A 22,248-nucleotide genomic window follows, 5' to 3' on the forward strand; every position below is an offset into this window, starting at 1 on the left:
CCCAGAGTTTTTAATTACCGTAAAAGGCTTGGGCTACAAATTCACTGTAGAGGATGAATAGGTTGTGAAGTGGAAGATAACCGGAAGATATATACTTTCCATCGTCTTAGTCGTTATTCTAGTTGTTTTCATAAACATTTTTATTATGTTTACTTTATTAATAGCCCAGTCTATATTTAACATACCGATATTTCAAGGGAACGAAACATCTCCTGAAGATTTTACAAGACAATTTGAAGAGAATATAAATATTATAAATAGTAATGTAACGATTACCGAACTAGGAAAAAAAGCGTTGATTGAAAAAAATGCATGGATACAAATTTTAGATGAAAATGGTAAGGTAATCTATAGCTATAGAACGCCTGAGGGAATAACGGAAAAATACACGCCAGCGGATATCGTTCAAAATTATAAATATCAGGAAATTGCGAACACAACGGTTTTTGTTAGTGGGAAAAAGGAAAAATCCATTACGGACAGTTATTTTATTGGGATAGAGAATCCCAGTTTAAATCGCTATTTTATTTCATATAATAATCGAGACATATATCAAGTTGTTAAGGTAGGTGGAATTGTTTTTATGATAGATATTTTCATCGCCTTGCTAATTGGCTATTTTTTCAGTAAACGGCTAACACAACCCTTGCAAACACTCATTAATGGGATTAAAAGATTGGCAAATAAAGATTATGCTGTTCATTATTCACCTAAAGGCGTTTATAAAGATGTCTTTAACAATGTAAACTTTTTATCCGATCAGCTAACAGCCAATGAAAGGGAAAGAAAGAGACTGGAGAAAATGAGAGAAGATTGGATAGGAAATATTTCCCATGATATATAAACACCACTAGCATCCATACAAGGATATGCTGAATTGATTAAAGATCCAGATTATCAATTTCCTTTAGAAGAAATAAGGGAGTACGCTGGAATCATTGAACAAAAGTCATTATATATCAAAGAGGTGATGGAAGATTTAAATTTATCAACAAGATTGAAAAACAAAGCACTATCGTTAAATAAAAAAACGGTTAATCTTGTTACTTTATTAAGAAATATGGTGATTGATATATTAAATGATCCTAAATACGCTAATCGTAATATCGTATTTCATGTAAATCAAGAAAAGATTCCTGTAGCAATTGATGAACTTCTTTTTCGAAGAGCAATCAATAATTTAATTTATAATTCAATTGTTCACAATGATGAAAATATACAAATAGATGTAATTGTAGAAAAAAAAGAACGAACACATCTAACAATAAAAGATAACGGTAAAGGCATTGAGAAAACAGAACTCAACAAAATCTTTGACCGATACTATCGAGGAACAAATACAGGAGATGCACATAAAGGTTCTGGACTTGGAATGGCGATCGCCAAAGATATTATTCAGGAACATAATGGAGAGCTTACGATTAACAGTGAGATTGGTCAAGGGACAACGATTGATATTACATTGTGAAGACCCTAGTCTTAAATAGGGTCTAACCTTGGAAAACTATGCATTCTCCAAGCCTTTAAGCGATTTGCTTTAGTTGCACTTATGCAGTAAGAAAGGATTTATACTTAACTGCCAAAAAAGCGTGATCTTCTGACCACGCTTTTAATAAAGTAATTAGTTTAGTAGACTTTTTATAGAGGATGTTCAAAAAGTCCCGTAAGAATGACACTGCGAATTTCTTCGTTGGCTTGTTTCTCCGCTACTCATGTATCTAAATGCATACATTCCGTTGCCGGGAACTGCGCCGCCCCCGAACTTCTTGGTCCTTTTTATCCTCCTTTTTGAACACGCACTTATAACAATATTTATTGTATTCCGTTTGGATTTTCTCCATTTACAATTGTAATCACTTCGTTTTTTCCTTTGCAAATTCCTTTCAGAATCCTTTACAAGCTGTTTAGTATTCCGATAAATGAGTATGATACAACTCCAACATGTATTTTATACTACATCATAGCCTTGATCTTCAACAACTTCTTTCATATTTTCAAACGATACTTTTGCTTCGTCATAAGTAACTTCCACTTTACCATTGCTTAAATCTACTTCTACAGTAGCCACTCCATCTAATCCTTTAAGTGCGCTTTCTACTGACATTTTGCAGTGGCCACATGTCATCCCTTTAACATCTAAGGTTTTTGTTTGCATGTTTTCACCCCCTTTCAAGTTATGAAAGAAGAAATTAAATCTTTACTTTCTTTAAACGTAAGGAGTTAGAAACGACACTAACGGAACTTAATGCCATGGCTGCACCAGCAATCCATGGTGCAAGTAACCCAATTGCTGCAATCGGGATTCCCGCTGTATTGTATCCAAAAGCCCAGAAAAGATTTTGACGGATATTTTTAATCGTAGCATGGCTGACTTTTATTGCTTTTGGAATAAGTAATAACTCACCACCAAGAATCGTTACATCAGCAGCTTCAATTGCCACCTCTGTACCTGTACCAATAGCAATTCCAATATCGGCGATTGCTAATGCAGGAGCATCATTTACCCCATCCCCAACCATGGCAACTTTTTTACCTTGTAATTGAATTTCCTTTATTTTATCCGCTTTTTCTTCAGGTAATACTTGGGCTATCACTTGGTCAATGCCGACCTGTTTTGCAATTGCTTGTGCAGTTCGCTCATTATCTCCTGTTAACATGATGACTTCTAAACCTTCTTCTTTTAACTCTCTTATCGCTTGTGGCGCTGTTTCTTTAATGGTATCTGCAACAGCAATAACTCCGCGATACTTTCCATTTATAGCAATTAACATCGCTGTTTTTCCATCAACCTCGTAATCAATCAATTCTTGTTCCGCACTACCTACATCGATTTGGTGATCTTGCATGAGTTTTCGATTTCCGACAAGAATATGATTATTAGATATCGTAGCTGCAATACCGTGTCCAGGTATTGCCGTGAAATCATCTACTTCAACTAAATCGATATTTTTTTCTGTTGCATGGGCAACAATGGCTTCAGCAAGCGGATGTTCAGAGCCTTTTTCTGCACTAGCTAACAATTGTAATGTTTCTTCATCACCGGAAAAGTCAGTTACTTCTGGTTTTCCTTTTGTGATGGTTCCTGTTTTATCAAGAACAATTGCCTCTAACTCATGAGTTCTTTCTAGGTGCTCTCCACCTTTAAAGAGAATTCCGTTCTCCGCAGCCTTTCCCGTTCCAACCATAATTGATGTTGGTGTTGCAAGTCCTAGGGCACACGGACATGCAATAACTAGAACTGCAATTGCCGCAACTAAAGCTGATTCAAATTGACCGGGCTGGACAAATGCAATCCACACGGCAAATGTCAGAATCGCAATTACTACAACAATCGGAACAAAATAGCCAGAAATAACATCAGCTAATCGCTGAATTGGTGCTTTTGATCCTTGAGCATCTTCCACTACTTTCACAATGGATGCTAGGGCAGTATCTTTCCCTACTTTTGTTGCTTCCATTTCAATCGAACCATTTTTGTTTATCGTTGAGCCAATGACGGGTGCACCTACTTCTTTTTCAATTGGAATCGATTCTCCTGTAAGCATTGATTCATCAACGGCTGTTCTACCTTTTGCTATCATACCGTCCACTGGTATTTTCTCACCTGGTTTTACAATTAAGCGATCACCAACAGCAACTTCCTCAACAGGTATCAAGACCTCTTCACCGTCTTTTATGACGCGGGCTTCCTTTGCCTGTAAACTGAGTAATGAAGATAGTGCGTTCGTTGTCTGGCTTTTTGCCCTTGCTTCTAAATACTTACCAAATAGAATCAACGTAATTAATACAGCACTTGTTTCAAAATATAGATGTGGTTCGTATGCTGGATTCCCAATCGTCTTAAATGCTTCATATAAGCTATAAAAATAAGCAGCACTTGTACCTAATGCAACAAGCACGTCCATGTTTGCTCCGCCGTTACGAAGGTTCTTATAGGCACCAACATAAAATTGCCAGCCGATAATAAATTGAACGGGTGTTGCTAATACAAACTGAAACCACGGATTCATAAATATATCCGGTATCGTCATATTAAATAAATGAACCAACATGGTTACTAATAGCGGTGCAGCTAACACGGCTGAGATGATTAATTTCGTTTTCATATTTTTAATTTCTTTTTCTTTGTGGGTTTGCTTTTCTTCGGCCTCAGCTTTAGGTTTAGCATCATAACCAAGGTTTTTGATTTTATCAATTAATGCTTTTAAATCCAGTAATCCTGGATTGTATTCGATCGATGCCGTTTCTGTTGTTAAATTTACTGCTGCAGATTTTACTCCGTCTTGCTTATTCAATACCTTTTCGATCCGGGTTGAACAAGCAGCACACGTCATACCAAATACATCTAGCTCTACTTTCTCTGTTAAGACACCATAGCCGACATTTTCAATTTTCTTTGTAATATCTTCAATAGATGTTTTTTCAGCATCAAAGTCTATGGTTGCTTTTTCTGTTGTTAAATTGACTTGTGCTTCGACTCCGTCCATTTTATTTAAAACCTTTTCGACTCGAGTGGAGCAAGCGGCACAAGTCATTCCTGTTATTCCAAGTGTTGCGTGATTTGTTTCGCTCATAATAACCTCCTCCTTATTTAGAAAACTGCTTTAATACACTCATTAATTCTTCTATTGTTTCTTTTCCTTCTCCTTGCTTAATCGCATCACTGACACAATGATTGATATGCCGCTCTGTGACGGCAAAACCAACATTTTTTAATGCGGATTGAATGGCACTAATTTGTACCAAAATGTCTACACAATAACGATCTTCTTCTATCATTTTCTGTATTCCACGAACTTGGCCTTCTATACGTTTTAAACGGTTAATGACTTTTTGTTTTTCATCTTGTGTTCTTGGTTTGCTTGGGTGATCATTTAAAAATTTTTCCAAATTAATCACTTCCTTTTCCTTTATATTTATACTATACCCCCATATAGTATTTATTGTCAAGAAATAACTTCATATTTTGTAAAATATCTTGGCAGATGGGAATGTATAAAAACTTTTCCCACCTGCATGTTAAGAAAACTAAGAATATCAGTACACCATACACTGGTAAGGTATAATATTAAACAAAAATACTCACTGACAAAAAGCAGTAAGCTGCATAATGATATCTATCCTACATTTAATAACTTCTTTAGCTCTTCTTTATTCCTTTCAAACCCGATCATGCTTTTTGATTTTCTCCTCAATCCTAAGAAGAAAGATTGAGAAAATACAAGTGCTGGAACAATTTTGTTTCCTGTTATCTTAATAAGATCTTTTTCTTTGGATGGTTGTTTTATTACATCGTATTCCTTGTGAGGAATATGATGACTTTGCAAGAATTTTTTCAAATCTTGGCAATCCGAGCAAGTAGGTCTAGTGTAGCTTCAAGTTGATAGTTTTTCATCTCCAAACCTCAGAAATGAGTAAAGAAATGAACAATAAGCTCAGATGAGGGTTATTCTGTGCTTTCTAATATCATTTTATATCAGCACTTATACAGAGAAATTATAAAACACTTACTTTTCTGCTGAGATTATTAAAAACATAGGTCTTCTGTTTTCATCTTTCATTTCCGGTACATTCTTTACCATTTCTTCAGTAGCCATAGGTTCCTTAACTGCATTTATTTTAAAACCAGCTTGAATTATATCATTGATATAAGTAGAAAATGTTCGATGATATTTAATCACATTTTCTGTTAGAAAAGTTGTTTCTCGAACTCCTTCTGATTGATAATTATCCACTGGCCAATGGAGACGTTTCCCTTGATCATCATAATACCAATCTTGTTCGTCCCGAGAAGTAAAAATTGGATGTTCAACTGAAAAAATAAAAGAACCTCCAGGTTTTAGATATTGATATACCTTTTCGCAAACTGTTTCAAAAGATTTAATATAGTGAAAAGCTAATGAACTGATTACGATATCAAATTGTGCGCCTGAAAAATTAATGTCTTCAATTGGAATTTTAATATACGTAATTAAAGGATCAGCTGTTTTTTCGCGGGCTATTTCAAGCATTTTTTCGGATATATCTACTCCAATTACTGAACTTGCTTGGTGTTTACGTGCGTACCTGCAATGCCAACCGAAACCACATCCCAAGTCAAGTACACGTTTATTTTTAAATTCTGGCAATAAAGCTTTTAAGACTGGCCATTCTCCTGCACCCTCAAGACCTTTGACTGACCGTGGCATTTTTTCATATTCAGAAAAAAATACAGCATCATCATATTTGTTTTGTTTCATTGTTTTTACATCTCCCAATTGTTAGATAACGAAAGAAAATTCTCTTTTATATATTTTTAGGTGCAATACTTACTAGCGAACAGTGCCTAATCGTAGAAATTCATATGCTGGTGACACACTTATTAAACATTAGCCTTATCCTAGATTAACGAAAAGCGCTCATTCCTCTCACACTTCTCAATCCCGCAATGTACAGCTATTTTATTCTTGCTTCCTTTGCCAATAATAAATCGCCAGTTGCGTCCGATCCCGAAATTCTAATTTATCTAAAATCACAGATAGCATATTTCGAACAGTTCCTACACTTAGAAAAAGTTGTTCCGCTATTTCATTGTTTGACAGCCCTTGAGCAACTAACTCCACAATATCAATCTCTCTTTTCGTTAAACATTCCAATGCCTTTTTGTCTGGTTCCATGATCGTTTTTAAAACATCTGCATCTAAAACAGTGGAGCCTGCTTTTAACGCCCTGATTTGATGCGCCATGTTTTCAATTGATGACGACTTTACTATATATCCCTCTGCCCCCGCTTTTAAAGCGAGTCTAATATTCTTCTCATCCTGAAACGTTGTTAACATCATAATTTGAATAGAAGGCCAATCTTGTTTTATTCTCTTCGTACATTCAATTCCATTCATTATCGGCATTTGAATATCCATTAAAATCACATCTGGTTGTTCTTTGATACATAATTCAATCGCTTCTTGTCCATTTGCTGCTATATTAGCAACTTCCAAATCCTCTTCCTTCCCAAGTAATAGCTGCAAGCTTTTACAAACAAGTGGATCATCATCAACAATTAATAGCTTCATTTATCAGCCCTCCTTTTTTCCAAAGGAAAGACACAGACAAGTAAAAATCCATTATCACAATGAATCGATATACTTCCTCCTAAAGAACGGGCTCGCATTTGCAGGCTCCTTAAGCCACTTCCTGTTTGATTTCTTTTAGTGATCGTTCCATCATCTTGAACACTTAGCCTCACAATGGTCTCCGTAACACTTAATTCCACTTCCACTATTTTCGCATTACTATGCCTAACGACATTCGTTAATGCCTCCTTCAAACAAGCTTGCAAAAGACTCCAATGATGTGCCGGTACTTGTAGCATATCGCCTGATTTTTTCCAATGCACATCGACTAGATGAAAATGCTGTACAATATTTTCTAACCTTTCTACTCCCATTAACGAAGTCGGCGTCATATTATGCACCGTTTCCCTGAGGCTTTTTGTACTCCGCTTTAAACGATTTTTTACTTCCTCGAACAGCTTATCGGCTTCCTTAGAATCTTGCACATGTTCATAAGCTTGTAAAGCAAGTAATGCGCCTGTTAAATCATGCCCCAAATGATCATGCAAGTTTCTAGATATTCGATACCTTTCCATTAATTCAGCCTGATGGGAGATCGATTGATTAGCCTCCAATAATTCTAACTTTACTCGTTCTAATTCATACCTAGCCTTACGTTGTTCATCTGCTTCTAGCTTATACGTTTGTTGATTTTTTAAAGTCAGCAGTGAAAAGGAACCAAAAAAGAACGCCTGAAAAAAGAACCAAAATAAACTATTTGAGAATGCAGGAAAAAAGGATAGACTAATAAATAATAAAAGAGAAAATAGCCATTTCCCCTTTAAGGCCAGTTCAAAAATAGGAAATGCTAGACCATAATAACCGATATCTGTATATGGGTAGAATAAGAAACAAATGAAAACATCCATTAAAATTGACCAAATCGGTAATGTAAACCGCCACCGTAAACTAGTTATTATCAGTAAGAGGAGGATAAGAATAAAAGAACTAATCATAAAGTCGCCATTTATCCATAAATGAATAAGAACACCTATCATTAAAAAGCGCCAACCATTTACAAATAACATTGGATCCATTAGCTTCTTCATCCTTTTTATCCCCTTTCATTATTGAATTTTCCTCACACTCCCAATAATGATAAATACAATTGTATATAACCATAATACCCCATTAATCATTAGAAAATCGAGAATATCTTCACCAAAAACAACCCAATCTAGTCCTTCCGCCAGCCAATAGGTTGGGAATAGAACCGCAATTCGTTTTAGCAAATCAGGGAATATCTCAATTGGAATCAATAATCCACCTAATATCACTACGATAAAAATAAGTGACATATAAACGAGGAAAGATACCTCTTTTTTACGATAAAGAGAAATCCATGCCAAAGCTATCGCTAACGAAGCAAAGCTAAATGACACATATAAAAGGAAGAGCCAAAACGGTTGATAAAGCTCCTGCCCTAAAAGCACACCACCATATATAACAAGGACACACTGTAGAATAAGAATAACCGAATAGGCTAGAAGGTTTTGACTTAAATATTGGAAGTGACTTACTGGTGCAACAGCTAAACGTTTCACTACTCCTTTTTCCCGATCCTCAAGAATAATGGTAGCCAATCGTATACCGACAAACAAAATTAAAATCCCAAAATATTGATAACCATATGGAAGAAACGGCCATTCCTCTCCATTAGGAAAAAAAATAAAAGCTATCGGGAAAAGTGTAAGGAAAATTAAATTAGTTGCATTACCGAAACTCCTTTTTAAAGCAAATTTAAAAATCGTCACTCCATTCTCCTCCTCCCTAAAATGAGCATCACAATAAATAAGATGATAATCGCACCTAAGAGAATATTCGCTTGAAACCAAGCATCACCGGTATTCGATTGACCCATCTCGTGAACTGCACCTATTGATAAAGTGAGCGGATTTCCATAGGTTCCAAAAAATTCAAAAAAAGCATTTTCAGGCATTGGAAAAAAGAATCCTCCCAATATTACAAAACCAACCCCGTACACTTCACTTAATCGCTCGGCAATTTTATAATTTTTCACAGAAAAAGTGAAAATCAAGCAAACAATAATGGATAAAACCGCCATCAAGAAAATAATATAAATTGTCCAGACCCAATTCTCCCAAATAACTCCTAAAACGAGTCGCGAATATACCATTAATATGACACCTAATAAAATGGAATAAACTGCCCCGCACATCATAATGGAAAAAGCATACATCGTTTGATTAAAAGGTAACACATACATTCTCATTTTGTTTTTTGTAAATAAATCAGTGTAGATAAGATACATAACAATGGAACCACCAAATAATTGAAAAACAAATACCATTTGCATGGCATGTTCATCTCTAAGAGGCTCTCCTGTTTCTGTCATAACCCCCGCAAGTATATATGAAAAAAAAGTGATAAGAATGATGGGAACGACCAGTAGCAACAACAAAACGATATAGTTTCTAGCCATTCTAAGTGCAGTATATTTGACTGTAGAAAGAACCCGCATTATTCTTCCCCCTTATCCCTTAGCTGCTTCCCTGTTAACGTTAAAAAGACATCTTCCAGATTTGGTTTATCAGCTTGGATTCCAAGCACGCCTGCATGCTCTTTCACAAGTGATATGATACGATCTAAATTACCTGAACCAACTTCTGAAATAATTGTTATTTGGCTCCCAAAGACAACTACCTTTTTCACACCAGCAATATCCTCTAGTTTTTTCATAGGAATACTATTAGCGTCGGTCACGTCAATTCTCACTTTTTCTTCATGCTGAATGGTATCAATTAATTCCTCTACTGTACCCTCTTTGATGATTTGACCTTGATCCATAATCACCACTCTAGAAGCAATTGCTTGAACCTCTTCCATATAGTGGGTCGTATATAAAATCGTTGTACCATTATCCCTTAATTTCCTTACCGCTTCCAAAATATAATTTCTTGACTGTGGATCAATACCGACAGTCGGCTCATCCATAATCAAAAATTCCGGCTGATGTGTCAGTGCACAAGCGATATTTAACCGACGCTTCATCCCGCCTGAAAATTTAGTTGGCACTTTATTACCCTTATCTCCTAAGCCGACAAACTCCAACGCTTCTTCTACTCTTTTCTTTTTTTCTGCTCCTTTTAGCCCATAGACACCAGCAAAAAATTGCAAATTCTCTTTCGCCGTTAATTCTTCAAATACTGTAATTTCCTGTGTTACAAGACCTATTCTTTCCTTGTTTTGATTGGAAAAGGGATTTTTCAACTGTCCGAAAAGTTCTACCTTTCCTCGTTCAAATGGAGTCATTCCAGTTAATGTTTGAATTAACGTTGTTTTACCTGCCCCGTTCGGACCAAGTAAACCGATAATTTCTCCTTCTTGAATATCTAAATCGATATAATCTAGCACGACATGTGAGCCATACCGCTTCACAACACCTTGCATAGAAGCAATAAGCATATTGTTCACCCCTTCTTTTCGCGTTAGCTCAAGTATGACAATTTCTATTTTCCGTTAATAGTTACATTTGTCACTAAATAATGTATTTTTAAAAGATGGAACCCTTCAAACTGAGTTGGAAAATGATCCTTCAAGCGGACAATTGGATTTTCATTCAGCGAATTTGGAAAAAATTCAGCGCGCACCGTCTATAATTCAGCGGCTTTGACGAGAATTTCAGCGAATAAGAAAAAAATTCAGCGATTCACGAAAAAGTTCAGCTTAAACGCTTTATCCCATCATATAATAAAGACCGCCCATGCTGTAACATGAACGGTCTGCAATCCCTTTTATATTATTGAATGGTTCGGTAATATCGCGAGAAATGATGTTCTCGCAATCGATAATCATGAATGGATCAAGAGTCGATCCTCATCGCCGTATACACGATGAACGAAGTATCCGGCATTTCCCCTCCATTACAGATTTCATCATCATTGTAAAAACTCTCCATCGGCGCTAGTAAAGATTTATCCCCTTTACTCCACTTCCTCCAGGAAAGATAAATCAATTAATCCAGTTATATCGCTTGAGTCAACATAGCCTGCATCTTTACTAATATCCGCCATTTCTTGAATTACTTGTTCATTTACATTTGTCGTCACTTCCAAGCGACTAAATGCCGCCTCAGTTTCTTCTTTATCAATTTCTTTTCCCGTTAATTCTTGAATATGATTGATTACTAAATCTTGTGCTTCTTCTGGATTTTCTTTGATGAACTCGACTGCTTTCTTATGTGCTGTTAAATATGCGGTTGTTAGTTCCTCGTTTTCAGTGAAATCACTTGTAGCTGCAACAACTGTATTTGTTGATTCTTTTCCCCAAGCAAATTCATCCCAGCCTAAAAGTAGCTTTCCATCTGCTTGCGTTTCTAATATATATCCCCACGGCTCTTGTGTTGCCGCAGCCTCAACGGAACCTTGCGTAAATAATGTCGCCGTCTCTGCTGGCGCCGCTGCAAATAATTCAACCGTACCACCACTAGATGTAGCATCTAAATCCACTTCTTGTAAAGCTTTTCTAAGCATCACATCTTGCGTACTTCCAATAACGGGGATAGCTACTTTTGTTCCATCTAAATCTTCTAAACTATCTATCCCACTATCTTTAGTCACCGCAAGTACGGCTCCACCATTTACTGCACCGGAAATGATATGGAACTCTGGATTTTTTACATAAATGTTTAATAACGGACCAGGTCCAACTGTTCCGACATCAATCTCCTTAGTTTGCATCGCTTCCATGAATAGCCCACCATTATTAAATTGCATTGTTTCGATTGTTACTTCATTACCAAACTCTTCTGCAAAATAATTATTTTCAAGTGCTACGATCGTTGCGACATGTGTTAAGTTTGGAAAATAACCAATTTTAACAGTATGATCACTGTCGTTTGAGCATCCTGCCAAAATTCCTACTAACAATATAATTGAAGCAGATAATTGTAAAATTTTCCTCATCCAAATTCCTCCTTTTTTATTTAAGCTTTATTCATTCCCCATTTAGTTTGAACAGATCGTTCTAAACGCACAAAGACAACTTGATCCATAATCGTTCCAATGACAGCAATGATAATCATTACTGAAATAACGAGATCCATCTGTCCGAGTGAACGACCGTTTTCAAGTAATTGCCCTAATCCACCGCCAGCACCTAATAATTCTCCCGCCATCAAAGCTCTCCAGGAAAAAGCCCACGCAATACGTAATCCGGAGAGCAATTGTGGGACAGAAGCTGGTACGATTACGGTTCTAATAAAGTGAAATCCGCTAGATCCTAACGTTTTTGCCACTCTTTGATATAATGTTGGAACATTTTTAAATCCACTCGTTGCACTAATTGTCATGGTCCAAGTAGCCCCGATGGTTACGATAAATAAAATCGCAAAATCATTTAGTCCAAACCAAATTATTGCCAGTGGAAACCAAACGATACTTGGAATCGATTGAAGTGCTGTTACAACGAAACCGAGCGTATCTTCCACGAGTTTGTAACGCCAAATCAAATACCCTAAAATTACACCAAGAGTGATTGCAATGGAAAAACCAATGACTATCCGACTGAGACTTTTTATAATTGCTGAAGTTATTTGTCCATTTAATAATCCGCTAAATAATGTAGTGAAAACTTCGGTTAAACTCGGAAACATAAAACTTGGTAAACCAGACAGTCTAGATGTAACTTCCCAAATCACCGCTATCATTGCGATGAAGATGATTCGTCTTAAAGTCGTAGTCATCCCCCATTTCCTCCCTTAACACCTTTTCGATTTCATTTTCTAGTATTTTCAATATTCTTTGTTCGGTGTGTAATGTTACCGAATCAAGCATAATTCCGTCTTTTGTCGTTGGAACAGAAATAACCTCTTTAATTTTCCCTGGTCTCGTTGCAAGTACAATAACACGCTCCGATAAAAGCACGGCTTCACGAATATTGTGCGTGATAAAAAATATCGTTACTTTCGTTTTTCTCCATATGTCCAATAATTCTTTATGAAGTACCATTCTTGTTTGTTCATCTAAAGCCGAAAATGGTTCATCCATTAGTAAAATATCTGGTTCCATCACCAGCGCTCTCGCGATGGCAACACGTTGTTTCATGCCGCCAGATAATTGGTGAGGATAGGAATGAACATACTTACTTAAATGCACCATCTTCAGTATGTCAAGCGCTTTTTCTTCGGCTTCTTTTTTAGTCATATTTTTCAGTTTCAGCCCGTACGTAACATTGTCTAACACCGTCAACCACGGGAACAAGCCATCTTCCTGGAAAACAATAACACGATCAGATCCCGGTTCACTTACCTTTCTACCTGAGATTTGAATCGAACCTTCATCCGCTTTTTCTAGTCCTGCAATCACATATAATAATGTTGATTTTCCGCATCCTGAGGGGCCTACAATCGATACAAAGTTTCCCTTTTCAACGTCGATATTGATATTTTCAAGAACCTTTACATTCTCATTTTTTTCATTTTTAAAACTTTTATTAATACCGTTTATCGTCAAATACATTTTTTCACCTCAAATCGTTATTCTTTCTCATTAAAACAAATCGGTTTACTGAGCATTATAGTTAATAAAAAAATAGAGACTACTAATCTCCTACTCTCTTAATCAAACAGGTCGCTTGATAAATAACGTTCGCCAGTATCAGGCGCAATACATACGACTGTTTGACTCGGATGTAATCGACGTGCAACAAGTAGAGCAGCATATACAGACGCACCACCTGAGGGACCTAATAATATTCCTTCTTGAGCTGCTAATTTATGCACTGTTTGATAAGCATCATCATCCTCTATTCGAATAATTTCATCATAAACATCTGTATTTAATATTTTTGGAATAAATCCCGGACTTGTTCCGACTAGTTTATGTTTACCCGGCTTTCCACCTGAAAGAACCGGAGATCCTGCTGGCTCAACAACATGAGTTGAGATAGATTTATCATATTCTTTCAACGTTTCACCAGTTCCTGTAATCGTTCCTCCAGTACCTGCCGTGCAAACGAATGCAGCAAGTTTTTTCTTTTCGGCTTCCATTGCTTCAATAATTTCTTTCGCAGTTGAAATTCGATGTATATCTGGGTTTGCTTCATTTTCAAATTGCATTGGAATAAAACTATTTGGAATCTCAGCAGCTATTTCTTCCGCTTTTTCAATTGCAGCCGGCATCTTTCCTGCACTAGGTGTCAAAACTACTTTTGCACCAAATGCTTTTAAGATGTTTACCCTTTCCGCCGTAGAAGAGTCAGGCATGACGATAATCGCTTTGTAACCCTTTGCAGCAGCATTCATAGCAAGACCAATCCCAGTATTTCCAGAGGTTGGTTCTATAATCGTTGCACCTGGCTTTAATAGTCCAGCCTTTTCTGCTTGCTCAAGCATGTAAAACGCAGCACGATCTTTCACACTTCTACTCGGGTTAAAATATTCAAGTTTCACATAAATTTCCGCACCATTTGGATCTGCAATTCTATTTAATTTGACTAATGGAGTATTCCCAATTAATTCTGCAATATTGTTGACGATTTTCAAACTATTTTCTTCCTCTCGTAAAAGGTTATTTTTTATTATAGCAGAAAAATCTTATAATTCCTACCTTTTTACAGTGAATTAATGTGTAAAAAAGGAAGTTCTCTCCCATTTTTTGTGCCTAATTTTTGTTCAAGAATTAGTCACATTATTCTTGCACAAATGCAGGTAAAAAGTGTAAAATAATACAGTATGTAAAATTCTAATGACTTAGAACTTTATGTCTATTTTAAATCTAAAAGGAAGCTATGAACAGACAATCCATATGTGGGCACTTGATTGTTTGGGAGCAAGTAGTGCAACCGACCTACTCAGTTTAGGGTCGGTATTTTTATGGTTACGATTATAAAGTCAAACTAAGAGGTGATTAACATAAGAATAGCTTAATTTTTTAAAAACTATTAACACATACATATCGTGGAGGAAAAAAAGCATGAAACTTTTTATGAAAAAAACAAAATCATGGAATGAATATTTTAATCATTCAAGTGAAACTGATATTGCTGAGGTTGGTGATCGTGTAAAAGAACGATTAGCATTTATGAATATCAACGAAGAAAATTTAGCTAATATTCGTGAAGCATCATCGATCCTTTCGCCTTATAAAGTCGAAATTATTAACCAATTTTATAACAATATAACGGCGGTCAATCATTTGAAAACTATCATCAATCAACATTCAACCGTTGAACGATTAAGAAAAACGATGGAGAGATATTTTGAGCAATTTTTAGAAGCAGAGGTGAATATGGATTATGTCATGACGAGAATTATAATCGGACAAGTACATAGTCGCATTAATTTAACAGTAGAACATTTTATTTCTGCGCACCATATGTTAATCCAGATTATGACGTCGATTTTGATGGAAAAATTGCACAGTCAACCGAAACGGATGATGGATACCGTTCTTTCCATTCAAAAGTTAGCAACATTTGATCAGCAACTTATCGTTGAAGTATATATGGAAGAAACATTCAAATCCCTTTTATTTGGTATTTCCGATACACTTAATTACACTACTCAATTAGATGCTTCCAAACAGTTAATGTCAGAAGTGGATAATATGAACTTGGAAAGCCATAGTGTTTCAAGTGCGACTGAGGAAGTGAGTGCGTCCATTCTAGAGGTTGCAAATCAATCAATGAAGGTGGCTGAAGGAACAGATGACGCCGTAAAATCTGCCGAAGAGAGCAAACAAATTGTCCATGACACGTTAGAAGATATAGAGAAAGTAGGTCATGTTTATAATCAAGTGGTTCTGCAAGTTGATGAACTCAACCAAGAGATAGAGAAAACACATCATGTTGTTGAAGTGATTGGACAAATAACGGATCAAACAAACTTACTTGCGTTAAATGCAAGTATTGAGGCGGCAAGAGCTGGAGAACATGGAAAAGGTTTCTCCGTTGTAGCGAATGAAGTAAGAAAGCTAGCTGAGCACACAAAGGAACAAACATTACAAGTAACAACGAATATGGAAACATTACAGAATGTTGCAAATCTAGTCACAAAACAGATGACCAATACTGAAGAATTGATTAAAAAAAGTGTGGATGGTGCCAAAGTTGCGGATGAGGCTCTAAACAAGATTATGTTAGCGATGCAAGACATTAACCACGCTACTTCACAAATTGCGGCGATGTCAGAAGAGCAGACATCAGCTGTTGATGAAATTGCACGCCGTAACTCGATTATTTCTGGATTAAGTAATAGTTCACAAGAAATTGCAAAAGAAACAGCGAATGTTATTTTTGAATTAAGTAAGCAAATGGAAGATTATCGGAATACTTTTTTTGAAACAAATATTCGTTTAAATTCTAGAGACATTATTAAGGTGGCAAAAACCGACCATCTTCTTTGGAAATGGAAAATTTACAATATGCTTCTTGGGCTAGAAACATTTGATTCCGAGCAAGTAACCTCACATGAAACGTGCAGACTCGGCAAATGGTATTATAGCGACTTGTCTCAACAGGTGAAAGAAAATCCAGCCTATAAACAATTAGAAGAGCCGCATAAAGCCGTACATCATTTTGCCAAACAAGCGGTTACTTATTATAAACAAGGAAATGTAACAGCAACTGAAGAAGCGTTTGAACAAGTAATAAATTCTTCAAACACAGTAATTTCATTGTTATCGAAATTAGAAGCTGAGATATAAACAAGGTGTTGGAAACAGAGGGGGGAAAAATGTCCCCTCTTAACATTGACAAACCTTTCTTGACTCGCTCACTGGCTAAAAAATGTTCCCAACCTAATACAACCTATAATGGCTTATGAGCGAATAACCTTTTGTTTCTCCAAACGTTTTGGTTTTTTCCAAACCATTGATAAAGCTATGCCACCAACTAAAACTATGGAAGAAAAATAAAATGGATAATCTAAATTGATATCAAATAACATCCCGCCAATAACTGGCCCTAATACATTTCCAATACTTGTAAACATCGAGTTTATTCCTCCGACAAATCCCTGTTCATTTCCAGCAATCTTAGATAAATAAGAAGTAATTGCTGGACGAATTAAATCAAATCCAACAAATAAAACGACTGTAACAATTAGTATATTTACATAGGAATTAGCAATTGTCATTAGAAATACGAGAATGATGGAAATAAGTAAGCAATATCGAATAAGAACAATTTCTCCAAGATGTTTTGTTAATCGGTCAAATAATGCAACTTGCGCTACTGCTCCTACAATTGCCCCTCCTGTAATGATAATCGCAATATCTTTCGGTGTGAATGAAAATTTATGATCAACAAAAAGTGAAAACAGTGATTCGAATGCAGCTAAACTAAAAGAAGAAATAAAGATAATCATAAAAGGTATGAAATACATCGGTACAAAAATCCGTTTAATACCCGTTTTATCCTCTTCCATTTCCTCTTCATATTTTTGTCGTTCTGGTTCACGGAGAGAAAATGTAGAGAAAATTGCCGCTATGAATGCGATGCCTGCTGCAAAAAAGAATGGCACTCGCGAACCTAATTCAGCTAAAAAACCGCCAATTCCAGGGCCAATAATAAACCCTGTTGAAATTGCGGCTGACATATATCCAAGTGCTTTCGAACGCGTCTCCATTGTCGTAATATCTGCAATAAATGCGGTAACTGCCGGCATAATAAAAGCAGCACTTATTCCACCAATTATTCTAGAAATAAAAAGTATCTCAACCGTTTTACCAAACCCGAATAAGAGTTCAGAAAAACTGAATAGAAGTAAACCGTATACGATCATTTTTTTCCGCCCAAGCTTATCTACCCATCTTCCTGCTAGCGGAGAAACAAGTAATTGGGCAAGAGCAAATGCTGCAACTAGATTTCCAACAACTGATCCCGATAGATTTAGTTCATTCATAATCGTTGGTAATACTGGGATCACAAGTCCAATACCTAGAAAGGCGATAAATAAATTGGTAAGTAAAATGGTTAATGATACATTTTGCTTTTTCATCTTTCTTTCTCCTACTTTCATCGCAATTAGAAATCTGTCAAAGAATAATATATACCTGTTTTAAAAGACGTGTCAATTTTTAAGTATCCTTAATTATTATAGTATGTGTTCAAAAAGGAGGATAAAAAGGACCAAGTCGGCTAAAGTCGCCACGTCCTGTGGCAACGCCGACACTAGCACGTCCTGTGCGTCGAAAGTTCGAGGCGGCGTAGTTTCGAGCAGCGGACTTTCACAGGATGTGATGACTTCCGTGTTGCCCACAGGACGTGGGCGGTTTTAACGGAAGATCCCCCTGCTGAATTTAGATACATGAGCAAAGATCTGGCACGCAGGAAAAGTGATCTTCTTTTCCAAGGAAACGCTTCTAGCACGCAGAAAAAGTGCTTTCCTTTTTCAAGGAGCGGAGAAGCAAGCCAACGAGCTTCCACAGGATGTGGTGACTTCGACGTTCGACACAGGACGTGTCGGTATTTAGTCGAAGTTCCCCTAATGTAGTGTCATTTTTACCGGACTTTTTGAACATCCTCTTATACGGATGAAAAATAGACCATCGTGAAGAGACAAGGCCTATAGAAAGTACGAGACCGCTTGCGTTACCCTCAGTGTGGGTCAAATCATTCATTTCAATTCCGCTAAACGCATCAAGAACACCTAACGGTCGAAATTAAAATAACATGACACCTGTCATATACAATTACTGACAGGTGTGAATTCTCACTCACAATTTTCCCAGATACAATTGGTTTAATGAAATTTTTTCTTCAAAGTGAGGAGACAGATCATGAATAAAAAGAGAATTAGGCTGTTAGATATTTTACGGGGATTTGCAATTGTAGGCACACTTGGCACTAATATTTGGATTTTTGCCCATTTGGGAGATTTATCGTATATAACGACATATGCGTATTCATCTTGGTGGACATTTGAAGACTTTTTGAGAATGTTTATCTTGTTTTTAGTAAATGGGAAACTTCTCGGCCTATTGACTATTATGTTTGGAGTTGGGCTGGAATTAAAGTATAGACAATCATTAAGGAAAGGGCAGCCCTGGCCTACTATGTATATATGGACTTCAGCTATATTAATCATAGAAGGTTTCATTCATTATATATTGGTCATGGAGTATGACATTTTAATGAGTTACGGGATTACAGCCATCATCGTATCGTTTATAATAAAAGGTGGGGATAAAATGATTTCCAACACAATGAAGATAATCGGCAGTATCCATGCCATATTAATGATTTTCCTATTAGTTGTTGGCATTCTTGGTGCAAATATGTCTTTGGGGAGTTTTTATGAAGTTACACTCCTTTATCAAAATGACACCTGGTTAGAACAAGTTCAGTACCGACTATCTAATTTTCTCTTGCTTAGAAGTGAAGCTATTTTAGTTATACCAATGAATATCTTTCTTTTTTTACTAGGTGTACGATTCATGCGTTCAGGAGTTTTTGCACCGGATGAAAGCGGAAAGCGGAAACGAAAAACATTGTTTAATATAGGAATATATATAGGTGTGCCATTAAACTTGCTTATCTTTATTCCAGGTGGCGCTTTTGATTTGCCTGTTCGATATCTTTTTGCTCCGCTCCTATCCATTGGTTATTTGGCTTTGATTGCAAGAATGGTTGAAAAAAACGAAGGGCTTTGGCTCTGGAAACAATTAGAACATATGGGGAAAATGTCCTTAAGTTGCTATGTGATGCAAAATATAATCGCTTCTTGCATTTTTTATGGATGGGGACTTGGGCTTGGAGGGAATGTCAACTCACTGACCATAATTTTAATATGGGTTCTTATTTCCTGTTTTCTCATGATTTTTTCGTCATTTTGGCTTCAACATTTTAAGCAGGGACCAATGGAGTCCATGCGCAAACATACTGCTGGTGTCATACAAAGATAAAATTTTACCCGGGGGCTGCCTACCTATGATTAATAAAATATACCCACGAGATCAAATACGGAAATATTTATTAATAGATACCTTTGCTGTTGTTATTATAACATACCTGGTCTTAATCTCAGAGTCGACGACTAGTATTATTATTAAATTGTTGCTTCTTATTCTTTTTTACTGCTCATTTTATTTAAGTCTTTGGTTTCGTGATTGGCGGCTTTTAACAGCAACTATTCTAGGATGTACTTCCCTTTCTTTATTAACTATTTATACGGATTATGCTTTTGTGTTTTTTGGGTTTATTTTTGCAGAACTATTGGGGAGGGCAAAGACAAAGATTCATATCGGAGTTGGAATGTTGTCGATTGCAGCAATGATTTTCTTTGTCCAATGGTATGAATACAGAACTTTTACTTCTATGGAATCTTCTGTAATGCTACTTGTGCTGCTTCTACAGCTTCTATTACCAATTATCATTCACATAAGGGAAAAAGCAAAAATATTAGAGAACGAGTTGCATGCAGCTAATAAACAAATTGAAAAATATATTCAAGAGGAAGAGAGACACCGAATCGCCAGAGATCTGCACGATACGCTTGGTCAGACATTAACGATGATCAAGCTGAAAAGTGAACTGACTATTCTTTTGGTCGACAAAAATAGTCAGCAGGCAAAAGTAGAATTAAATGATATTTTAAAGACATCCAGAATTGCTCTCAAACAGGTACGTGAGCTTGTAACAGACATGAAATTTATCTCATTGGAAGAGGAGATCACTCGCTCAAGATCATTACTGAAAGAAGCAAATATTGAATTGATTGTGGAGGAAAAAAAGAGTCCCTTTCTCATGAGTGTTGAAGAAACAATGCTGTCTCTTTCATTACGTGAAGCCATTACAAATACAATCAGACATAGTAAAGCAACGAAGTGTATTTTAAAAATGGAAGCAAATGAAGATTATTTTAGGATTTTTATCAGTGATGATGGAATTGGGTTCAAAAGCCAAACGATTGGAAATGGAATTCAGTCGATGAAAGAACGATTGCGAGCATTAAAGGGAAATGCTGAAATTGATAGTACATCGGATAGAGGAACAATCGTCACGCTTACTTTGCCTAAGAACCCACAAGCAAAGGAGAGTTCAGTAGTATGATACGGATTGTGATTGCGGAAGATCAACAAATGCTTCGAGGAGCGCTTACATCATTATTAAAATTCGAGGAAGATATTGAGGTAGTAGCAGATGTGTCTGATGGTAAGCAGGCTTGGGAAGCTATAACAAAGTTCAAACCTGATGTTTGTCTAGTTGATATCGAAATGCCGTATTTAACAGGTTTGGAGTTGGCTGAAAAGATCCGAATTACCGGAATTAATTGTAAAATTATCATCGTTACTACTTATGGCCGTCCCGGTTATTTGCAAAAGGCCATGAGCGCAAAAGTAGAAGGGTATTTACTAAAAGACGAACCAATTGATTATCTGATTACTTCTATTCGTAAAGTGATGAATGGTGAAAAAGTCATTAGTACTGACTTAGCCGCCGCCATACTTTTAAAAGAGGAGAGCCCACTTACCGAGCGTGAAACCGAAGTTCTTCGTCTTACCAAAGAAGGGATGACTACAAGTGATATCACCAAGGAACTTTATTTGACAAAGGGAACAATACGCAACTATTTATCATCTGCTATTCAAAAGTTGGAAGCCGAATCAAGACAACAAGCGGTAAATATTGCGGTGGAAAAAGGCTGGTTATGATTGAGAGAAGAAATATAGGATAAAGAATGATCTTCTTGTCATTTTTTATGTTTTTATATAGTATTATATGCCTGCTATATTATCAGCCATATATAGGGTATAGTCAAAACTTCTTTCATGGATCACTAACTCTAAAGAAAAGCACATTTTGCTTTCATTTACTATGCCGTAACTGCTGGCATAATAAAAGCAGCACTTATTCCTCCTAGCAATCTAGATGCTAAGTCACGAGTACTACATGCTAAGTGGCGAATAATAATGCTGAGTCGCGGGCTATACATGCCGAGTGCGCGAATAATAATGCTGAGTCGCGGGCTATACATGCCGAGTGCGCGAATAATAATGCTGAGTCGCGGGCTATACATGCTGAGTGACGAATAATAATGCTGAGTCGCGGGCTATACATGCTGAGTGACGAATAATGATGCTGAGTCGCGGGCTATACATGCTGAGTGACGAATAATAATGCTGAGTCGCGGGCTATACATGCTGAGTGCGCGAATAATGATGCTGAGTCGCGGGCTATACATGCTGAGTGCGCG

Annotated in this window: 19 protein-coding genes, 1 pseudogene and 1 riboswitch; of the genes and pseudogenes, 5 read left to right on the forward strand and 15 right to left on the reverse strand. The window is 36.6% G+C overall.

Annotated elements, in window-relative coordinates; translation table 11 throughout:
- Window positions 1–64: 64 nt before the first annotated feature.
- Window positions 65–1,468: pseudogene (locus ACPYKA_RS06990) on the forward strand (sensor histidine kinase).
- Between the two features lie 480 nt (window positions 1,469–1,948).
- On the opposite strand, the gene copZ reads toward ACPYKA_RS06990, so the two are convergent.
- From copZ to cysK, 14 genes are all read right to left on the reverse strand, one after another.
- Window positions 1,949–2,155 carry a copper chaperone CopZ gene (gene copZ / locus ACPYKA_RS06995; RefSeq protein WP_479541629.1) on the reverse strand — a complete coding sequence of 69 codons (207 nt, stop codon included), beginning with the start codon at window positions 2,153–2,155 and terminating at the stop codon, window positions 1,949–1,951.
- A gap of 34 nt (window positions 2,156–2,189) precedes the next feature.
- Entirely contained in the window at window positions 2,190–4,574 is a 2,385-nt protein-coding gene (locus ACPYKA_RS07000; RefSeq protein ID WP_479541630.1) for a heavy metal translocating P-type ATPase, read from the reverse strand.
- Window positions 4,575–4,587: 13 nt separating this feature from the next.
- Window positions 4,588–4,890 carry a metal-sensing transcriptional repressor gene (locus tag ACPYKA_RS07005; RefSeq protein WP_479541647.1) on the reverse strand — a complete coding sequence of 101 codons (303 nt, stop codon included), beginning with the start codon at window positions 4,888–4,890 and terminating at the stop codon, window positions 4,588–4,590.
- Between the two features lie 227 nt (window positions 4,891–5,117).
- Window positions 5,118–5,339, reverse strand: coding sequence for a glutaredoxin family protein (locus tag ACPYKA_RS07010; RefSeq protein ID WP_479541631.1), 222 nt, complete (start codon window positions 5,337–5,339; stop codon window positions 5,118–5,120).
- 168 nt (window positions 5,340–5,507) lie between these two features.
- Window positions 5,508–6,239 carry a class I SAM-dependent methyltransferase gene (locus tag ACPYKA_RS07015; protein ID WP_479541632.1) on the reverse strand — a complete coding sequence of 244 codons (732 nt, stop codon included), beginning with the start codon at window positions 6,237–6,239 and terminating at the stop codon, window positions 5,508–5,510.
- A 201-nt stretch (window positions 6,240–6,440) separates the two neighbouring features.
- Window positions 6,441–7,052 carry a response regulator gene (locus tag ACPYKA_RS07020; protein ID WP_479541633.1) on the reverse strand — a complete coding sequence of 204 codons (612 nt, stop codon included), beginning with the start codon at window positions 7,050–7,052 and terminating at the stop codon, window positions 6,441–6,443.
- The gene (locus tag ACPYKA_RS07025; RefSeq protein WP_479541634.1) at window positions 7,049–8,140 is read right to left on the reverse strand and encodes a sensor histidine kinase; all 1,092 of its coding nucleotides are present in this window, start codon (window positions 8,138–8,140) and stop codon (window positions 7,049–7,051) included. The genes ACPYKA_RS07020 and ACPYKA_RS07025 overlap by 4 nt, the downstream gene beginning before the upstream one ends.
- An 18-nt stretch (window positions 8,141–8,158) precedes the next feature.
- The gene (locus ACPYKA_RS07030; protein ID WP_479541635.1) at window positions 8,159–8,845 is read right to left on the reverse strand and encodes an ABC transporter permease; all 687 of its coding nucleotides are present in this window, start codon (window positions 8,843–8,845) and stop codon (window positions 8,159–8,161) included.
- On the reverse strand, window positions 8,842–9,573 hold the full coding sequence (locus ACPYKA_RS07035) for an ABC transporter permease (RefSeq protein WP_479541636.1): 732 nt from the start codon (window positions 9,571–9,573) through the stop codon (window positions 8,842–8,844). Before ACPYKA_RS07035 ends, ACPYKA_RS07030 begins: the two co-directional genes overlap by 4 nt.
- Window positions 9,573–10,517 (reverse strand): ABC transporter ATP-binding protein, encoded by a 945-nt coding sequence (locus tag ACPYKA_RS07040; RefSeq protein WP_479541637.1) that lies wholly within the window; start codon window positions 10,515–10,517, stop codon window positions 9,573–9,575. The genes ACPYKA_RS07035 and ACPYKA_RS07040 overlap by 1 nt, the downstream gene beginning before the upstream one ends.
- Window positions 10,518–11,035: 518 nt before the next feature.
- Window positions 11,036–12,016: an ABC transporter substrate-binding protein gene (locus tag ACPYKA_RS07045; RefSeq protein ID WP_479541638.1), complete on the reverse strand. Its 981-nt coding sequence runs from the start codon at window positions 12,014–12,016 to the stop codon at window positions 11,036–11,038.
- Between the two features lie 20 nt (window positions 12,017–12,036).
- Window positions 12,037–12,795 (reverse strand): ABC transporter permease, encoded by a 759-nt coding sequence (locus ACPYKA_RS07050; RefSeq protein ID WP_479541639.1) that lies wholly within the window; start codon window positions 12,793–12,795, stop codon window positions 12,037–12,039.
- Window positions 12,728–13,570, reverse strand: a complete 843-nt coding sequence (locus ACPYKA_RS07055; RefSeq protein WP_479541640.1) for an ABC transporter ATP-binding protein — start codon at window positions 13,568–13,570, stop codon at window positions 12,728–12,730. The genes ACPYKA_RS07050 and ACPYKA_RS07055 overlap by 68 nt, the downstream gene beginning before the upstream one ends.
- A 98-nt stretch (window positions 13,571–13,668) precedes the next feature.
- Window positions 13,669–14,595 (reverse strand): cysteine synthase A, encoded by a 927-nt coding sequence (gene cysK, locus ACPYKA_RS07060; protein ID WP_479541641.1) that lies wholly within the window; start codon window positions 14,593–14,595, stop codon window positions 13,669–13,671.
- A 229-nt stretch (window positions 14,596–14,824) separates the two neighbouring features.
- A riboswitch (cyclic di-GMP riboswitch) is annotated at window positions 14,825–14,909 on the forward strand.
- Between the two features lie 116 nt (window positions 14,910–15,025).
- Here cysK and ACPYKA_RS07065 point away from each other — a divergent pair.
- Window positions 15,026–16,756 carry a methyl-accepting chemotaxis protein gene (locus ACPYKA_RS07065; protein WP_479541642.1) on the forward strand — a complete coding sequence of 577 codons (1,731 nt, stop codon included), beginning with the start codon at window positions 15,026–15,028 and terminating at the stop codon, window positions 16,754–16,756.
- 113 nt (window positions 16,757–16,869) lie between these two features.
- Here the strand turns inward: ACPYKA_RS07065 and norA are convergent, their stop codons facing one another.
- The gene (norA, locus tag ACPYKA_RS07070; RefSeq protein ID WP_479541643.1) at window positions 16,870–18,051 is read right to left on the reverse strand and encodes a multidrug efflux MFS transporter NorA; all 1,182 of its coding nucleotides are present in this window, start codon (window positions 18,049–18,051) and stop codon (window positions 16,870–16,872) included.
- 781 nt (window positions 18,052–18,832) lie between these two features.
- Between norA and ACPYKA_RS07075 the strand changes: the two genes are divergently transcribed.
- From ACPYKA_RS07075 to ACPYKA_RS07085, 3 genes are read left to right on the forward strand one after another with little or no spacing between them, the layout of a single operon-like run.
- Window positions 18,833–19,957, forward strand: coding sequence for a DUF418 domain-containing protein (locus ACPYKA_RS07075; RefSeq protein ID WP_479541644.1), 1,125 nt, complete (start codon window positions 18,833–18,835; stop codon window positions 19,955–19,957).
- Window positions 19,958–19,982: 25 nt separating this feature from the next.
- Window positions 19,983–21,104, forward strand: coding sequence for a sensor histidine kinase (locus ACPYKA_RS07080; RefSeq protein ID WP_479541645.1), 1,122 nt, complete (start codon window positions 19,983–19,985; stop codon window positions 21,102–21,104).
- Window positions 21,101–21,706 carry a response regulator gene (locus tag ACPYKA_RS07085; RefSeq protein ID WP_479541646.1) on the forward strand — a complete coding sequence of 202 codons (606 nt, stop codon included), beginning with the start codon at window positions 21,101–21,103 and terminating at the stop codon, window positions 21,704–21,706. Before ACPYKA_RS07080 ends, ACPYKA_RS07085 begins: the two co-directional genes overlap by 4 nt.
- The last annotated feature ends 542 nt before the right edge of the window (window positions 21,707–22,248 follow it).

It is taken from the genome of Pseudogracilibacillus amylolyticus (SeqCode), from assembly GCF_051918545.1.
Taxonomy (GTDB): Bacteria; Bacillota; Bacilli; order Bacillales; family Amphibacillaceae; genus Pseudogracilibacillus.

Excerpts from the sequence above, each read along its gene's own strand:
- copZ (WP_479541629.1), bottom strand. The coding sequence starts at position 2,155 with ATGCAAACAAAAACCTTAGATGTTAAAGGGATGACATGTGGCCACTGC.
- ACPYKA_RS07000 (WP_479541630.1), bottom strand. The coding sequence starts at position 4,574 with ATGAGCGAAACAAATCACGCAACACTTGGAATAACAGGAATGACTTGT.
- ACPYKA_RS07015 (WP_479541632.1), bottom strand. The coding sequence starts at position 6,239 with ATGAAACAAAACAAATATGATGATGCTGTATTTTTTTCTGAATATGAA.
- ACPYKA_RS07020 (WP_479541633.1), bottom strand. The coding sequence starts at position 7,052 with ATGAAGCTATTAATTGTTGATGATGATCCACTTGTTTGTAAAAGCTTG.
- ACPYKA_RS07025 (WP_479541634.1), bottom strand. The coding sequence starts at position 8,140 with ATGAAGAAGCTAATGGATCCAATGTTATTTGTAAATGGTTGGCGCTTT.
- ACPYKA_RS07035 (WP_479541636.1), bottom strand. The coding sequence starts at position 9,573 with ATGCGGGTTCTTTCTACAGTCAAATATACTGCACTTAGAATGGCTAGA.
- ACPYKA_RS07040 (WP_479541637.1), bottom strand. The coding sequence starts at position 10,517 with ATGCTTATTGCTTCTATGCAAGGTGTTGTGAAGCGGTATGGCTCACAT.
- ACPYKA_RS07045 (WP_479541638.1), bottom strand. The coding sequence starts at position 12,016 with ATGAGGAAAATTTTACAATTATCTGCTTCAATTATATTGTTAGTAGGA.
- ACPYKA_RS07050 (WP_479541639.1), bottom strand. The coding sequence starts at position 12,795 with ATGACTACGACTTTAAGACGAATCATCTTCATCGCAATGATAGCGGTG.
- ACPYKA_RS07055 (WP_479541640.1), bottom strand. The coding sequence starts at position 13,570 with ATGTATTTGACGATAAACGGTATTAATAAAAGTTTTAAAAATGAAAAA.
- ACPYKA_RS07065 (WP_479541642.1), top strand. The coding sequence starts at position 15,026 with ATGAAACTTTTTATGAAAAAAACAAAATCATGGAATGAATATTTTAAT.
- norA (WP_479541643.1), bottom strand. The coding sequence starts at position 18,051 with ATGAAAAAGCAAAATGTATCATTAACCATTTTACTTACCAATTTATTT.
- ACPYKA_RS07075 (WP_479541644.1), top strand. The coding sequence starts at position 18,833 with ATGAATAAAAAGAGAATTAGGCTGTTAGATATTTTACGGGGATTTGCA.
- ACPYKA_RS07080 (WP_479541645.1), top strand. The coding sequence starts at position 19,983 with ATGATTAATAAAATATACCCACGAGATCAAATACGGAAATATTTATTA.
- ACPYKA_RS07085 (WP_479541646.1), top strand. The coding sequence starts at position 21,101 with ATGATACGGATTGTGATTGCGGAAGATCAACAAATGCTTCGAGGAGCG.